16 protein-coding genes are annotated in these 14,474 nt (G+C 60.7%); 8 read left to right on the top strand and 8 right to left on the bottom strand.

Annotation, left to right across the window (positions count from 1 at the left end; translation table 11 throughout):
* Positions 1–9: 9 nt before the first annotated feature.
* On the bottom strand, positions 10–1,197 hold the full coding sequence (locus AQUI_RS0108560; RefSeq protein ID WP_027257151.1) for a glycine C-acetyltransferase: 1,188 nt from the start codon (positions 1,195–1,197) through the stop codon (positions 10–12).
* A gap of 162 nt (positions 1,198–1,359) precedes the next feature.
* Between AQUI_RS0108560 and AQUI_RS0108565 the strand changes: the two genes are divergently transcribed.
* Positions 1,360–1,761: a VOC family protein gene (locus AQUI_RS0108565; RefSeq protein WP_027257152.1), complete on the top strand. Its 402-nt coding sequence runs from the start codon at positions 1,360–1,362 to the stop codon at positions 1,759–1,761.
* 85 nt (positions 1,762–1,846) lie between these two features.
* On the opposite strand, the gene AQUI_RS0108570 is transcribed toward AQUI_RS0108565, so the two are convergent.
* Positions 1,847–2,053: a cold-shock protein gene (locus AQUI_RS0108570; RefSeq protein WP_024092327.1), complete on the bottom strand. Its 207-nt coding sequence runs from the start codon at positions 2,051–2,053 to the stop codon at positions 1,847–1,849.
* 324 nt (positions 2,054–2,377) lie between these two features.
* Positions 2,378–2,944, bottom strand: a complete 567-nt coding sequence (locus AQUI_RS0108575) for a helix-turn-helix domain-containing protein (protein ID WP_027257153.1) — start codon at positions 2,942–2,944, stop codon at positions 2,378–2,380.
* Between the two features lie 173 nt (positions 2,945–3,117).
* On the opposite strand from AQUI_RS0108575, the gene AQUI_RS0108580 reads away from it, so the two are divergent.
* A complete protein-coding gene (locus tag AQUI_RS0108580) occupies positions 3,118–4,293 on the top strand; it encodes an acetyl-CoA C-acyltransferase family protein (RefSeq protein ID WP_027257154.1) in 1,176 nt (391 codons plus the stop codon).
* Between the two features lie 107 nt (positions 4,294–4,400).
* Here the strand turns inward: AQUI_RS0108580 and ubiB are convergent, their stop codons facing one another.
* Positions 4,401–5,930, bottom strand: a complete 1,530-nt coding sequence (ubiB, locus tag AQUI_RS0108585) for a 2-polyprenylphenol 6-hydroxylase (RefSeq protein ID WP_027257155.1) — start codon at positions 5,928–5,930, stop codon at positions 4,401–4,403.
* Positions 5,931–5,933: 3 nt separating this feature from the next.
* The gene (gene ubiE, locus AQUI_RS0108590; RefSeq protein WP_027257156.1) at positions 5,934–6,686 is read right to left on the bottom strand and encodes a bifunctional demethylmenaquinone methyltransferase/2-methoxy-6-polyprenyl-1,4-benzoquinol methylase UbiE; all 753 of its coding nucleotides are present in this window, start codon (positions 6,684–6,686) and stop codon (positions 5,934–5,936) included.
* An 86-nt stretch (positions 6,687–6,772) separates the two neighbouring features.
* On the opposite strand from ubiE, the gene mutM reads away from it, so the two are divergent.
* The 5 genes from mutM (at position 6,773) to rarD (ending at position 12,008) form a co-directional block, all read left to right on the top strand.
* The gene (mutM, locus tag AQUI_RS0108595) at positions 6,773–7,624 is read left to right on the top strand and encodes a bifunctional DNA-formamidopyrimidine glycosylase/DNA-(apurinic or apyrimidinic site) lyase (protein ID WP_027257157.1); all 852 of its coding nucleotides are present in this window, start codon (positions 6,773–6,775) and stop codon (positions 7,622–7,624) included.
* Between the two features lie 63 nt (positions 7,625–7,687).
* Positions 7,688–8,464, top strand: a complete 777-nt coding sequence (locus AQUI_RS0108600; RefSeq protein WP_027257158.1) for an enoyl-CoA hydratase — start codon at positions 7,688–7,690, stop codon at positions 8,462–8,464.
* 216 nt (positions 8,465–8,680) lie between these two features.
* Positions 8,681–8,944, top strand: a complete 264-nt coding sequence (rpsT, locus tag AQUI_RS0108605; protein WP_027257159.1) for a 30S ribosomal protein S20 — start codon at positions 8,681–8,683, stop codon at positions 8,942–8,944.
* 553 nt (positions 8,945–9,497) lie between these two features.
* On the top strand, positions 9,498–10,910 hold the full coding sequence (gene dnaA, locus AQUI_RS0108610; protein ID WP_027257160.1) for a chromosomal replication initiator protein DnaA: 1,413 nt from the start codon (positions 9,498–9,500) through the stop codon (positions 10,908–10,910).
* A 195-nt stretch (positions 10,911–11,105) separates the two neighbouring features.
* Complete coding sequence (rarD, locus tag AQUI_RS0108620; RefSeq protein WP_027257161.1) at positions 11,106–12,008, top strand: EamA family transporter RarD; 903 nt, start codon at positions 11,106–11,108, stop codon at positions 12,006–12,008.
* Between the two features lie 5 nt (positions 12,009–12,013).
* Here rarD and AQUI_RS0108625 read toward each other — a convergent pair whose 3' ends face one another.
* Positions 12,014–12,763 (bottom strand): phosphodiester glycosidase family protein, encoded by a 750-nt coding sequence (locus tag AQUI_RS0108625; RefSeq protein WP_027257162.1) that lies wholly within the window; start codon positions 12,761–12,763, stop codon positions 12,014–12,016.
* Positions 12,760–13,155, bottom strand: coding sequence for a 30S ribosome-binding factor RbfA (gene rbfA, locus AQUI_RS0108630; RefSeq protein WP_027257163.1), 396 nt, complete (start codon positions 13,153–13,155; stop codon positions 12,760–12,762). Before rbfA ends, AQUI_RS0108625 begins: the two co-directional genes overlap by 4 nt.
* Positions 13,156–13,241: 86 nt before the next feature.
* On the opposite strand from rbfA, the gene dapB reads away from it, so the two are divergent.
* The gene (gene dapB / locus AQUI_RS0108635; RefSeq protein ID WP_027257164.1) at positions 13,242–14,051 is read left to right on the top strand and encodes a 4-hydroxy-tetrahydrodipicolinate reductase; all 810 of its coding nucleotides are present in this window, start codon (positions 13,242–13,244) and stop codon (positions 14,049–14,051) included.
* Between the two features lie 170 nt (positions 14,052–14,221).
* Here dapB and AQUI_RS0108640 read toward each other — a convergent pair whose 3' ends face one another.
* Complete coding sequence (locus AQUI_RS0108640) at positions 14,222–14,413, bottom strand: DUF1674 domain-containing protein (RefSeq protein ID WP_027257165.1); 192 nt, start codon at positions 14,411–14,413, stop codon at positions 14,222–14,224.
* Between the last annotated feature and the right edge of the window lie 61 nt (positions 14,414–14,474).

Consider the following 14,474-nt stretch of genomic DNA (forward strand, 5'->3'; position numbering starts at 1 on the left):
TTGGACGGCTCATGTCACAATCCCCAGTTCATTGCCGACCTTGCCAAATGCGGCCAATGCCCTGTCCAGTTCATCCCGCGTCAGCGCCGCGTTCATCTGGGTGCGGATGCGCGCCTGGCCGCGCGGCACCACCGGGAAGAAGAAGCCGGAGACATAAACGCCCTCGTCAAACAGTTTTGCAGCCATATCCTGCGCCAGCTGCGCCTCGCCCAGCATCACGGGGATGATCGGATGCTCACCGGGTAAGAGATCAAAGCCCAGATTTTCCAAGCCAGCACGCCAGTAACGCGCATTCTCAAACAGCTGCGCCCGCAGCCCGTCCCCTTCCTCCACCAGCCGGATCGCCTCTAGCCCGGCAGCAACAATCGATGGCGGCAGCGAATTGGAGAACAAATAGGGCCGCGCCCGCTGCCGCAGCAGGTCGATCACTGGCTGCGGCCCGGCGATATAACCGCCGATGGCCCCCCCAAGTGCTTTGCCCAAGGTTCCCGTCAGGATGTCCACGTCCACTCCGAAATGCTCCGGGGTGCCCGCGCCCGTTGCGCCCATGAAGCCGGTGGCGTGGCAGTCATCCACCATAACTACCGCATCGTATTTATCCGCCAGCGCGCGGATTTCGGGCAGCTTGGCCAGGTATCCATCCATCGAGAAAACGCCATCGGTCGCAATCATGATATGCCGTGCCCCATCCTCGCGCGCCTGTTTCAGCCAGGCCTCCAGATCGTTCATATCACTGTTCAGATACCGGTAGCGCTTGGCCTTGCATAGGCGCACCCCGTCGATGATCGACGCGTGGTTCAGCGAGTCCGAGATGATCGCATCCTCCGGCCCCAGCAGCGGCTCGAACAGCCCGCCGTTGGCGTCGAAGCAGGCGGCAAACAGGATCGCGTCATCCTTGCCTAGAAACTTGGCCAGGCGGCTCTCCAGCTCCCGGTGAATGTCCTGCGTCCCGCAGATGAAGCGCACGCTCGCCATGCCGAACCCTTTCGGCTCCATCGCCGATTTTGCGGCCTCGATCAGGGCGGGGTGGTCGGCCAGTCCAAGGTAGTTGTTGGCGCAGAGGTTGATCACCTGCCGGTCTCCAACCGTGATCTCGCCGCCCTGAGGCGAGGTGATCATTCGCTCACGTTTATACAGCCCCTCAGCCTCGATCTGGGCAAGCGTGTTGGAGATGTCGGTCAGAAATGCATTGGACATGAGCTAACTCCCTGGGTGTCTCGAGTCGCGTGTCTATCATAGCGGACGTGTTTCCGAAATACAGGATTTCAGTATCGCGGAAAAAAATCCGTGAAACCGGAACCGAAGGCGGAAACATCACCCGGCCGGACTATCTCATCCCAAAACAGGGAGGAAACAGTCATGGCACGGGTCACAGGCATCGGCGGGGTGTTCATCAAGGCGCACGGCGGCGCCAAGGAGTTGGCAGAATGGTACCGCGACCATCTGGGGCTAGACCTGGCGGATTTCGGCGGCGCCGTCCTCAATTGGGAGGAGGACAAGGCCGGCGACGGCGGCCTCACCGTATGGGCCACTGCTGATCCGGACGGGACCTGGTTCGACCCCAGTATCTCGGGCTTCATGATCAACTACCGGGTTGATGACATGGACGGCATGGTTGCCCAGCTGACTGCCGCAGACATTCCCATCCTGAAAGGGCCTGACGCCCATGAAAACGGCCGTTTTGCCTGGATCATGGACCCGGAAGGCAACAAGGTGGAGCTGTGGGAACCTGCGCTTTGGGATGAGAGCAACAAGGGCTGACAGTCCCATTATGCCCTAATGGCAGGCACAAAAAAACGCGGCCCCTTTGCAGGGACCGCGTTTCAGAACTGCTAAGCTTGAAAGCTTATGCCAGCGCCAGGTTCACAGCCGACTCGCGGCCGTCACGGCCGGGCTCGATGTCGAAAGTGACTTTCTGGTTGTCCGCCAGGCCGGTCAGGCCGGAACGCTCAACAGCGGAGATGTGCACGAACACATCTTTGCTGCCGCCGTCGGGTGCGATGAAGCCGAAGCCTTTGGTGGTGTTGAACCATTTTACGGTGCCGGTGGCCATATCCGTAGTCTCCTATAATTGCTGCCCGCGGAAGTGCGGCAGCCTGGCGTAGTCGGTCTGGATCGAGAGACTGAAAACGCCGCAAAGCGGGAGACAGTGGATCGACAAGAATAACGTTAGCGATCCACATATGGTCCGATGCCGTGAGTCTTTCAAGGGCTTTGTTCCGGAAAGGTGGAGAGAGGGGCTTTCTTGCCGGTGCGTTTACGCTGGTTCAGCTAAAAAGATCTTGCTCAAATCCAAAATCTCCCGCCTGTCTGAAAGGTCTGCCAATGCCTGGGTTGATATTGAAACAAGGGGTGCAGCCGGGCTTGAGGGCATACCTCAAGCCGTTTTCACAATAAGAAACACCCGCGCCGGGCCCTCGGGAGCGGTGACCGAATGCGCAACATCAGCGGCATAGCGGGCAGTGTCGCCTGTTTGCAGCAAGTTGTTGGCATTGCCCGAGGAAAGTGCAATTTCGCCCTCTAGAACGGTCAGCTGTTCCACTGTGCCGCGGGTGTGGGGTTGGCTGATCAGTGCACCACCCTTGTCGAAACGGATATCATAGACCTCGTGCCCGCCGGCGTCCTCCGGCGGCGACAGAATGCGGATCCGGCATCCTTGGCCCATGTTCTCGATCTTGGGCACATCTGTTGCGCGCAGAACCTCAATCCGGTCCTTCATGTCCCCTGTTTCCAGCAGCCCGGCAAAATCCACCTGCAACGCACGGGTGAGGTTCCACAGTGTTGCGATGGTGGGGGAGCTTTCGCCGCGCTCGATCTGGCTTACCATAGAGCGGCTGACGCCGGAGAGATTCGCCACCGCTTCCAGGCTCAGCCCTTGGGTGCGGCGGGCCTCTTTCAGGCGGGCGGGCAGCAGGGTCAGGATATCGTCTGTGTTTTCCGTCATGACGGAATCTCTGCGCCGTCAGGCGGGATTTGTCAAATCCTCCGGTCTTTCGGAATGTTGCGCCGCGGCGGTGCACGGAGAGTGACGCCGCGTTTCCATGACGGCACGTCCCGGCAGACAGGGTCATGCTGCGGGCGCATAATGGCGGCAACGCAGGAGTGAGGAGAAAGACAATGACTGATATCGTGATCCTGGACGGCGCCCGCACCGCCATTGGCACTTTTGGCGGCGCTTTGGCGGGCACTGCTCCCATCGATCTGGCGGCCACTGTGTCCAAGGCTGCGCTGCAGCGCTCGGGAGTTGAGGGCGGCCAGATCGGTCATGTGGTGTTCGGCCATATCATCAACACCGAGCCGCGCGACATGTACCTGAGCCGGGTTGCAGCGATGCAGGCGGGGGTGCCTGATGCGGTGCCCGCGATGAACGTGAACCGGCTTTGCGGTTCCGGAGTGCAGGCAATCATCTCAGCGTTTCAATCTCTTGCCATGGGTGATGCCGAGTTCGCACTGGCCGGCGGCGCCGAAAACATGTCGCGCAGCCCCTACATCCTCCAGCAAAGCCGCTGGGGTGCGAAGATGGGCGATGTGAAGTCGCTCGATATGATGCTGGGGGCGTTGAACTGCCCGTTCGGGACAGGTCACATGGGGGTTACAGCCGAGAACGTCGCCGATGAGCATGGTATTACGCGCGCGCAGATGGATGAATTTGCCGTCACCAGCCAGACCCGAGCGGCGGCTGCAATCGAGGCCGGGCATTTCAAATCGCAGATTGCGCCGGTAGAAGTGAAGGTCAAGCGCGACATAGTACCGTTTGAGGTGGACGAGCACCCCAAGGCGACCACCCTGGATGTGCTGGGCGGGCTGAAGGCGGTGTTCCAGAAAGACGGCCGGGTTACCGCCGGCAATGCCAGCGGAATCAACGATGGCGCGGCGGCGGTGGTACTGGCCACTGCCTCCGCAGCAGAGAAGGCAGGTCTGAGACCCAAGGCACGGATTCTGGGCTATGCCCATGCAGGGGTGCGGCCGGAAGTAATGGGCATCGGCCCGGTGCCCGCAGTGCGCAGCCTGCTGGAGAAAACCGGCCTGTCACCCAGTGATTTTGACGTGATCGAGTCAAACGAGGCCTTTGCCTCGCAGGCGCTGGCGGTGAACAAGGAACTGGGGCTGGATCCTGCCCGGGTGAACCCGAACGGCGGAGCGATCGCGCTGGGCCATCCGGTGGGCGCGACCGGCGCTATCATCACATTGAAAACGCTCTATGAATTGGAACGGACTGGTGGGTCGAAAGGTCTGATCACCATGTGCATCGGCGGTGGCCAAGGCATCGCTTTGGCAATCGAGCGGTTGTAATTTAAGGGGGAAGAGAAGGGGGCGCTGCCCCCTCGCGCCTTGCGGCGCTCACCCCTGGAGTATTTGACACCAGAAAGAAGACTGGAGCCATTAGGGCCTTTGCATGCTCACAGCAGCAAGGCAACTACGGCAAAGAGGCTTGCTCCGCCGGCGGCTCCCAGAAGGGCCGGAGTTACCCAGCTGTTCGCGCTGCGTTTATGTGTCCCGTTCTGCGCCGCTTGTGCGATCAGCGCCTGTTCCACCAGCGCGGGCAGCCGGGGACCAAACCGGGCCATCACCTTGGCGGTGTCCAGAAGGTCGGAAACCACGGCGCGCGGGCCGATTGATTTCTTGATGTAGTCCTCGACCACGGGTTGGGCGGCTTCCCAGATGTTGATGTGCGGATCCAGCGAGCGGGCAACGCCTTCAACCACCACCATGGTGCGCTGCAGCAGGATCAGCTCGGTGCGGGTTTCCATGCCGAAACGTTCGGTGACTTCAAACAGATAGTTCAGCAGTCGGCCCATGGAGATGTTTGAGGCATTCATGCCGAAGATCGGCTCCCCCACTGCGCGAAGGGCGCGGGCAAATTCGTCGACATCACGGTTGGCAGGCACGTATCCGGCCTCAAAATGCACTTCTGCCACGCGTTTGTAGTCGCGTTTTATAAAGCCATAGAGGATCTCGGCATAGACCCGGCGGGTGTACTCATCAATATGGCCCATAATGCCGAAATCATAGGCGATAATGTCACCGTTGGCCGCGACCTTCAGGTTGCCCTGGTGCATGTCGGCGTGGAAAAAGCCATCCCGCAGCGCATGGCGCAGAAACAGCGACAGCACCCTGTTGGCCAGGACCGGGCGGTCATGGCCCGCGGCATCCAGCGCGTCATTGTCCCCCAGCGCAACGCCGTCCGCCCAGCCCATTGTCATCACTCGCCGGGCGGAATAACCCCAACGGATTTCGGGCAGTTGGAAGCCTTCGTCATTCACGGTATTGGCGGCAAATTCCGAGGCGGCGGCGCTTTCCAGACGCAGGTCCAATTCCCCTTGCACCACGCCGTCGAAATGCTCGATCACATCCATGGGTTTCAGGCGGCGGGCGCCGGGGGCGAAGAGGTCGACGATGCGGGCAGCGAAATAGAAGGCGTCGACATCCCTGTTGAAGGCCCGTTCGATGCCGGGGCGCAGCACCTTCACCGCGACTTCCTCGCCACTTTCGGCCAGAGTTGCCCGATGGACCTGGGCGATGGAGGCGGCGGCAACCGGGTCGCTGAAGTCGGAGAAGATTTCCGAGGCGGGGCGGCCCAGTTCCTTTTCCACTTCGGCTAGAGCCTCGGCGCGGGAGAATGGAGGCAGCTTGTCCTGCAAAACGCGCAGCTGCCTGGCGAGATCCTTGCCCACCACGTCGGGCCGGGTCGAGAGCACCTGGCCAAACTTGATATAAGCCGGTCCCAGTGCGTTCAGCGCCCGGGTTTCGGGCGGCATTGCCGGGTCGCCTTTGTAGCCCAGCCATTTGAACGGCCAGCCCAGGGTGCGGGCCAGGATGCGCAGCGGCTTTGGCGCCTCGAACGCCTCCAGCACCGAATGCATGGCGCCGGTGCGCTCGAAAGTGGCGCCTGTGCGGATCAGGCGCAAAATGTTGTGGGGACCGCGCATGGATCAGATTTTCCAGCCGGAATGCAGGGCGGCGATGCCCAGTGACAGGTTGCGGTATTTGGCGTTCTCAAAACCTGCTTTGCGCACCATGCCCAGGAAAGTTTCCTGATCGGGGAAATTGCGGATCGATTCCACCAGATACTGATAGCTGTCGTAGTCGCCGGCTATCATCTGCCCCATCCGTGGGATCACGTTGAAGCTGTAGAGATCATAAAGCTTCTGCAGCCCGTCGTTTGGCAGCTGCGAGAACTCCAGCACCATCAGCCGGCCGCCGGGCCGCAGCACCCGGAAGGCCTCGTTCAGGGCTTCCTGCGGCCGGGTCACGTTGCGGATGCCGAAAGAGATCGTGTAGACGTCGAATGTATTGTCCTTGAACGGCAGCTTCATCGCGTCGCCGGTGACCCAGTCGAGGCTGTCCGCCATCTGCTCTGCTTCGGCGCGCTTGCGGCCTTCCTCCAGCATCGGGCGGGTGAGGTCCAGCACGGTGGAATGGCCGGACCCTGCGCGTTTCAGGAAGCGGAAGGAAATGTCGCCGGTGCCGCCTGCCACATCCAGCAGCCGCTGACCGGGTCGCGGCGCCAGCCAGTCCATCATCGCGTCTTTCCAGACCCGGTGGATGCCGACGCTCATCACATCGTTCATGATGTCGTATTTCGAGGCGACCGAGTTAAAGACCCCCTGCACGCGGCCGGCCTTCTCCTCCTCGCGGACGGTTTCGAACCCGAAATGGGTGGTATTGTCGCTGCTATCGCTCATGAGGCTTGCCGTTTGCTGAATTCCGCCCTTGTTATAAGGCGCTGTGGGGCAGGCACAATGCGGCCCGTTGGTTCAGGAGGGGTGTAATGCCAGAATTGCCCGAGGTCGAGACGGTGAAACGCGGATTGGCGCCTGCGATGGAGGGGGCGGTGATCACAAATGCGGCTGTGAACCGTCCTGATCTGCGCTGGCCGTTTCCGGAGCGGATGGCCGAGCGGCTGACCGGTGCGCGGGTCAATGGGCTGCGGCGGCGTTCGAAGTATATTCTGGCGGACCTGGACACTGAGGAGACACTGCTCATTCATCTGGGCATGTCGGGGCGGATGACGGTGTCTGGTGACCCGCTGGGCCAGTTTGCGCATGAGCACCCGCAGGCGGAGAAGCACGACCATGTTGTGCTGGACATGGATAATGGCGCCCGCATCACCTTCAACGACCCGCGCCGCTTCGGGGCGATGGATCTGCTGGAGACCGCAACGGCCGAAAGCAACAAACTGCTGGCGGTGCTGGGGCCGGAGCCGCTGGGAAATGATTTTCACGAGGACCATCTGGTTGCCGCCTTCCAGGGTCGCAACACGCCGGTGAAATCCGCATTACTGGATCAGGGAATCATTGCGGGCCTTGGTAACATCTATGTTTGTGAAGCTTTGTTCCGTGCGGGAATTTCGCCACGCCGCAAGGCTGGGCAGATTGCCGCGCATCGGGTTGCGGCGCTGGTTCCGATCATCCGGGAAGTGCTGCAGGATGCCATCCGAGCAGGCGGATCGTCGCTCAAGGATTTCCGGCAAGCCTCTGGTGAGCTTGGATATTTTCAACACTCTTTCGATGCGTATGGACGCGAGGGTGAACCCTGCCGCCGCGCGGGTTGCACGGGGTCAATTGCCAGAATCACCCAATCCGGGCGCTCCACCTTCTACTGTGTAAAGTGTCAAAGATAGCTTGATCAGAGGGACCCTTTTGGTAAGGACTCGGATCTGAACGGAACAACCGAAAGAGAAATCATGGCCTACGAGACGATCAACGTCGATGTGCAGGACCACGTTTGCCTCATAAAACTGAACCGCCCAGAGGCGATGAACGCGCTCAACAAGGAGCTCATTGGCGAGCTCTGTGATGCTCTTGAGGAAGCCGATGCCAGCGACAAGGTGCGCTGCATTGTGCTGACCGGATCCGAGAAGGCTTTTGCCGCCGGTGCCGACATCAAGGAGATGTCGGAGATGAGCTTTACCGAAGTGTTCACCACGAACCTGTTTGCCGATGCCAATGACCGGATCTCAGCCATTCGCAAACCGGTGATCGCGGCGGTGGCCGGCTATGCGCTGGGCGGCGGTTGCGAGCTGGCGATGCTCTGCGATTTCATTATCGCTGCCGAGACGGCCAAATTCGGCCAGCCGGAGATCAACCTGGGCGTTGTTGCAGGAATTGGCGGCACGCAGCGTCTGACCCGGTTCGTGGGCAAGTCCAAATCGATGGATATGAACCTCACTGGCCGCTTCATGAACGCCGAGGAAGCCGAACGCGCAGGCCTGGTGTCGCGCGTGGTGCCAGCCAAGAAGCTGATCGAGGAAGCTACCGCAGCGGCACAGAAGATCGCCGAAAAATCGTTGCTGACAGCGATGGCAGTCAAGGAAACGGTAAACCGCTCTTACGAACTGCCGCTGAACGAGGGGCTGCTGTTCGAGCGCCGGGTGTTCCACTCGATGTTTGCAACTGAAGATCAGAAAGAGGGCATGGCCGCCTTCTTGGAAAAGCGTGAGGCGCAATTCCGGGACAAGTGAGCCCTGCCACTGATAGACATCGCGGGACGGCGGGCGGATGGGCCCGCCGTTTTCCTTTCCGGACCAGCGCGCTTGCAATTCTGCACCGGATTGGATAGATGCCGCCCCATACATGCGCGTGCAGCCCGCTCTGGCTAGAATCACACCGGTTTTGTGACCCGGGTTCGGCTGGCATTGCGTCCGATAGAAACAGAACCCGAGATAAGGTCAAACACTATGGCAAATTCGCCCCAAGCCAAGAAGCGCGCACGTCAGAACGAAAAGCGCTTTGCCGTCAACAAAGCCCGTCGTTCGCGCATCCGCACCTATCTGCGTAAAGTTGAAGAAGCCATCGCTTCCGGCGACAAAGAAGCTGCAACCGCAGCTCTGCGCGCAGCTCAGCCCGAGCTGATGCGCGGCGTTACCAAAGGTGTGTACCACAAAAACACCGCTTCCCGGAAAATCTCGCGCCTGTCCGCACGCGTTAAGGCACTGGCCTGAGAGTTTCTCTGCTGAGCAAGCTCAAGCAGAGTTGAAAAGTTGTCAGGGCGCTGCAGATTGCAGCGCCTTGTTTTTTGGGAAAACCCTCGGCGGTGTTCTGCAGGCGCGAGAGATTCTTTGTCGCCAAAGGCAGAGTCAACATCATAGTTTCGTTGCTGCCGCCCCCCTCAAATTGCTACCAATAGGACAGCGATTCACTCGCTGGGGGGACAGGCTGCTTGCGGCAATCTTGACGGGCATCAAGGTTGTCAGGTTATCCGGTACAGACGGCACATCCGTGCGTGGTTCTGGCCGGAATCCACTGCTGTATCGGTTATGGACAGCAGCCTTGTCTCAATTGTGTGCGATACTGTTCGTCACGGCAAATCCGCCGCTTCTTGCGGCTGTTTTTGCTGTTTTGCGCGAACCTTCAGCCTTCGGGCAATGCGGCCACTGCTGGTCCGCACACATTTGTCCTGTGCGTGAACGCCCCCCGGGTGGTTGGGGGTGAAGATAGAATAGAATTGGCCCGGCCAAGGGGCCGCTGCTTTTTTGGGGACGCGTGAGGCGCAGCATGACAAAAGAAAAATGGGGACAGCTCAGAAACCGGCTGTTGAAGACGGTCGGCCAGAACAATTTCACAACCTGGATCGAGCCTTTGGAGTTTGACACCGTGGACGGCGGGGTCGCCGTCTTTAAGGTGCCGACCAATTTCATGGGAAACTACGTCAGCCAGAATTTTGCGGATCTTATTCTGCATGAGCTGACCATGTCCGGCGAGCCGGTCCAGCGGCTGGCCTTCCGGGTGGCGGCCAACAGCCCGGCACGCCCGGCAGAAGCCGCCGGGGCGACTGACAGCCATGGCAGCCCACAGGGCGACGTGGCAGTCATGACAGCCCCCGCAGCTGCTCCGGCATCGGCGGCCGGCAAGGACGCGCTGGAAGCGCTGCAGGCGGCCCCGTTGGATCCACGATTTACTTTCGACAGCTTTGTCGTGGGCAAGCCGAACGAGCTGGCCCATGCCGCCGCGCGCCGCGTTGGCGAAGGCGGCCCGGTCACCTTCAACCCGCTGGTGCTGTATGGCGGTGTAGGCCTGGGTAAAACCCACCTGATGCACGCCATCGCCTGGGAGCTGAAGGAAAAGAACCCAGCTTTGAACGTGCTGTATCTGTCGGCGGAACAGTTTATGTACCGCTTTGTGCAGGCATTGCGCGAGCGCAAGATGATGGACTTTAAACACTTGTTCCGCTCGGTCGACGTGCTGATGGTGGATGACGTCCAGTTCATTGCCGGCAAAGACTCCACTCAGGAGGAGTTTTTCCACACATTCAATGCCCTGGTTGACCAGAACAAGCAGATCATCATCTCAGCCGACCGCGCCCCGGGCGAGATCAAGGATCTGGAAGACCGGGTGAAGTCCCGCCTGCAGTGCGGCCTGGTGGTTGACCTGCACCCGACCGACTATGAATTGCGCCTGGGCATCCTGCAGACCAAGGTGGAGCAGCAGCGCCAAACCTACCCGGATCTGCGCATCGCCGATGGCGTGCTGGAATTCTTGGCACACCGCATCTCGACCAACGTTCGCGTGCTCGAAGGCGCTCTGACGCGGCTGTTTGCGTTTGCTTCGCTTGTGGGGCGTGAGATCGACATGGACCTGACCCAGGACTGTCTGGCCGACGTGCTGCGCGCCTCCGAGCGAAAGATCACTGTCGAGGAGATCCAGCGCAAGGTTTCCGAGTACTACAACATCCGCATGTCCGACATCATCGGCCCCAAGCGCTTGCGCTCTTATGCGCGCCCGCGCCAGGTGGCGATGTACCTGTGCAAGCAGCTGACCAGCCGCAGCTTGCCGGAAATCGGCCGTCGCTTTGGCGGGCGCGACCATACCACTGTCATGCATGGTGTGAAGCGTATCGAAGAGCTGAAGACCACTGACGGCCAGATCGCCGAAGATGTGGAGATGCTGCGCCGGTCGCTTGAAGCCTGACGGGCGGTTTAGCCCGAACTGCTTACCCCCCCATTTGCACTGCGGCCCCGGTTTCCGGGGCCGTTTTTTTTGCGCAATGTGTCCAGAACGGCATGCCGGCGCAGCCATTCAACATGTGAATATCCGCATTCGCAGAAAACAATGTTTCAACATTGTTAAAACCAGCCATAACAGCGTTCTGGACAGGAACTCCGCATGACACAGCCGCCCTCCGAAAACACAGACACGCCCCGCGGGTTGGCTTTTGCCATTGCGGCCTATCTGATGTGGGGTTTTTTGCCGCTTTACATGAAAGCACTGTCGCACATTCCCGCGGCTGAGGTTGTTACCCACCGGGTGATCTGGTCAGTGCCCGTCGCAGGGGCGCTTCTGCTCATCCTGCGGCGGACAAGGGAGCTGCAGGCGGCGCTGAAAAACCCCCGGATGCTAGGCATGGCCTGTATCACCGCGGCGCTGATTTCGGTGAATTGGGGGATCTATGTCTGGTCGATTGCCTCTGGCCGGGCGTTGGACGCGGCATTGGGCTACTATATCAATCCGTTGTTCAGCATTGCCCTGGGCGCCTTCCTGCTGCGTGAGCCGCTCACCAAGGCGCAAATGGCCGCTGTTGCTTTGGCCGCTGCTGCAGTGGTGGTTCTGACGGTCGAAGCCGGCAGCGTGCCTTGGGTCTCAGTTGGGCTGACGTTGACTTGGGGATTTTATGCGTTTTTCAAAAAATCGCTGCCGATCGGTCCGAATCAGGGCTTCTTGCTGGAGGTACTGATCCTGCTGTTCCCGGCGCCGGGCTATTTTGCCTATCTCACCGCGACCGGCAGCGGCAGCTTTGGCGGCTCTCTCACGGACACCTCGCTGCTGTTGGGCTGCGGGGTGGTCACTGCGGTGCCACTGATTGTCTATGCCAACGGGGCTAAGCTGGTGCGGCTGTCGACCATGGGAATCCTGCAATACATCGCACCGACGATGATCATGCTGGCTGCGGTGCTGCTGTTTGGCGAGGAATTCGGACGAGCCAGGATGATCGCCTTCCCGATGATCTGGGCCGCGCTGGTGATCTACTCGGTTCCGATGGTGCAGCAGATGCGCAGGCGCCCGGACTGAGGCGTTCAGTCGGCTGAGGCCGCCTCCTCGATCACGCCGACAACCGGCCCCATCATGAAACCGGCATCGCTGCGCCCCAACGCCGGTGCATGCAGGCGCGAGATATTGCCGTCGAAATACAGCGCGTTTGGCAGCTTCAGGTAATCCCGGAACAGGCTGCCGAACTGGTGAAACGTCACCGCATTGCGCGAGATGGCAAAGACGACCCGGCGGCCATCGGCTGAGGTGCCTACCCCGTTCCTCACATAATAACTGTCCGAATCGGGCAGGAAGCGCGGATGCAATTCTCCATCGATCACCAGCATCGGCCCGGATTGGGTGGCATAGGCGCAGGCGGGGGCGGCTTTGCCGAAAGCCAGTGTTTCGAAAACATCGGCCCGGGCCTCACGGATACAGAAGACGCCATTGGGCAGCAGGCCGAAGTTGCCAGGGCCGGCATTGGTTACCAGCCGCATTTCCTCGGCGCCGTCTTCGACATAGAGACCCACGGGCGAGCGGTCGCTGTGATACATCCCGGCATTGGTGGCAAAAACCAGCGCTTTGCCGTCCTCAGCCAGCGCCGTGCCCAGTGTGGAAAAATGCCCGTAGACCTGCCCCTCGCCATCGCGCAGGAACAGCCGCAGCTGCTCCCGTGATGCATCCACTTCGCAGATCGAATACCTGTTGCCTTCATAGGCCGCATCGCTGCATTCCACCGCGCCTGCCGCCGGGGCGGCCCAGAGCGCGGCCAGCAGCAAGGCGGCCTTGCGGATCACTCTTCCGTGTCGCGGCGCACCGCGTCCTGGGACAGCATCCGGCGGGTATCGTCCATCTGATCAAAGGTTTCATCCAGCCGGAAGCGCAGATCCGGGGCGAACTTCAACCCCAGCTTCTTGCCGACCGCGCGGCGCAGCTCGCCCTTGTTTCGCGCGAGGAGCTTCAGAACATCATCCTGCCCCTTGCCACCCAAAGGCAGCACAAAGGCAGTGGCGATTTTCAGATCGGGCGAGGTGCGCACCTCGCCCACGGTGATCGACATACGGTTCAGGTCCGGGTCATGCACATCCCCGCGCGCCAGCACTTCAGAGAGAGAGCGGCGGATCAGTTCGCCGACGCGAAGCTGGCGCTGGGACGGGCCGGGACCATCGTGGAATTTGTTCTTTGCCATATTTCCGATCTATGCCGGATTGCGGGCTTTGCCAAGCGCTGCCCGGCAATGTAGGACAAATCCAGCTTGAATAGGGGAATTGGCCAATGACTCACAAACCAGGGATTGTGATTACCGGCGCATCAGGCCGCATGGGGCAGATGCTGATCAAAACGGTGCTGGACAGCGATAAGGCCACGCTGGCCGGCGCGGTGGAGCGTGAGGGGCATGCGTGGGTTGGCTGCGATGTGGGCAAAGCAATGGGCGGAGCGCCCGTTGGCGTCACTGTTACGTCGGATGCGCTAGAGGCGTTTTCCAAGGCGCAAGCGGTGATTGATTTCACATCGCCAGAGGCAACGCTGGGTTTTTCCAAGCTGGCAGCCCAAGCGCGCGCGGTGCATGTGATCGGCACCACCGGCATGACGGATGCGCAGATCGCCCAGCTGGAACCGGCTTCCCGCCATGCGGTGATTGTGCGCGCTGGCAACATGAGCCTTGGTGTGAACCTGCTGGTACAGCTGACCAGGAAGGTTGCCGCGGCGCTGGACGAGGATTTCGACATCGAAGTGATCGAAGCTCATCACCGCCACAAGGTCGATGCCCCGTCTGGTACTGCATTGATGCTGGGCGAAGCCGCAGCCGAGGGCCGCGGGGTCAATCTGCCAGATGTGCGCGATTCCGGACGTGATGGCATCACCGGCGCCCGCAAGCGTGGCGACATCGGCTTCACCGCCATCCGCGGCGGCGACATCGTGGGCGAGCATGACGTTCTGTTTGCCGCCGCTGGCGAACGCATCGTGCTGCGCCATATGGCCACCGACCGCGCCATCTTTGCCCGTGGCGCGCTGAAGGCTGCGCTTTGGGGCCAGGACAAGGGGCCGGGACAGTATGACATGGTGGATGTGTTGGGGCTCTAAGGTCTGAAATGCGGCCCTGAGGGGCCGCTGCCTCGCCTTTCGGCGACAAAGCCGCCTGGCCGGCCGCGGGACGTGAGTATTTTTGAAAAGATGAAAGTCATTCACCTTTGGGAAAATACTCAGGGGTGAGCAGGCAGCGCCTGCGAAGGGGCAAAGCCCCCGGCCGCGGTTCAAAAATCGACAGCGATGCCTTTCTTCTCCCAATCACCATAGCGGGCTGGATCGGGTCCATCGCGTCCGCCCAGCTCCTTGGGGCGCGGGTCCTGTGCCTCGGCTTCCTTGCGGCGCTCCTCGGCTTCGGCCAGTGCGCGCCGGGCGGCGGGCGGCAGGTCATTTTTATCAGGTGCAGTCTCTTCGCTCATCGCGGGTTCCTTTATGCTCGGCTCATGATATACGCCCCTGTCCCGCGCAAACAAGCCGCGC

Origin of the sequence: Leisingera aquimarina DSM 24565 (genome assembly GCF_000473165.1) — a bacterium.
In the GTDB taxonomy this organism is placed as follows: domain Bacteria; phylum Pseudomonadota; class Alphaproteobacteria; order Rhodobacterales; family Rhodobacteraceae; genus Leisingera; species Leisingera aquimarina.

Coding starts and splice junctions, on each gene's coding strand:
- ubiE (WP_027257156.1), bottom strand. CDS start 6,686: ATGAGCGATAGCAGCGACAATACCACCCATTTCGGGTTCGAAACCGTC.
- mutM (WP_027257157.1), top strand. CDS start 6,773: ATGCCAGAATTGCCCGAGGTCGAGACGGTGAAACGCGGATTGGCGCCT.
- ubiB (WP_027257155.1), bottom strand. CDS start 5,930: ATGCGCGGTCCCCACAACATTTTGCGCCTGATCCGCACAGGCGCCACT.
- AQUI_RS0108565 (WP_027257152.1), top strand. CDS start 1,360: ATGGCACGGGTCACAGGCATCGGCGGGGTGTTCATCAAGGCGCACGGC.
- rbfA (WP_027257163.1), bottom strand. CDS start 13,155: ATGGCAAAGAACAAATTCCACGATGGTCCCGGCCCGTCCCAGCGCCAG.
- rpsT (WP_027257159.1), top strand. CDS start 8,681: ATGGCAAATTCGCCCCAAGCCAAGAAGCGCGCACGTCAGAACGAAAAG.
- AQUI_RS0108640 (WP_027257165.1), bottom strand. CDS start 14,413: ATGAGCGAAGAGACTGCACCTGATAAAAATGACCTGCCGCCCGCCGCC.
- AQUI_RS0108560 (WP_027257151.1), bottom strand. CDS start 1,197: ATGTCCAATGCATTTCTGACCGACATCTCCAACACGCTTGCCCAGATC.
- AQUI_RS0108580 (WP_027257154.1), top strand. CDS start 3,118: ATGACTGATATCGTGATCCTGGACGGCGCCCGCACCGCCATTGGCACT.
- dapB (WP_027257164.1), top strand. CDS start 13,242: ATGACTCACAAACCAGGGATTGTGATTACCGGCGCATCAGGCCGCATG.
- AQUI_RS0108575 (WP_027257153.1), bottom strand. CDS start 2,944: ATGACGGAAAACACAGACGATATCCTGACCCTGCTGCCCGCCCGCCTG.
- rarD (WP_027257161.1), top strand. CDS start 11,106: ATGACACAGCCGCCCTCCGAAAACACAGACACGCCCCGCGGGTTGGCT.
- dnaA (WP_027257160.1), top strand. CDS start 9,498: ATGACAAAAGAAAAATGGGGACAGCTCAGAAACCGGCTGTTGAAGACG.
- AQUI_RS0108600 (WP_027257158.1), top strand. CDS start 7,688: ATGGCCTACGAGACGATCAACGTCGATGTGCAGGACCACGTTTGCCTC.
- AQUI_RS0108570 (WP_024092327.1), bottom strand. CDS start 2,053: ATGGCCACCGGCACCGTAAAATGGTTCAACACCACCAAAGGCTTCGGC.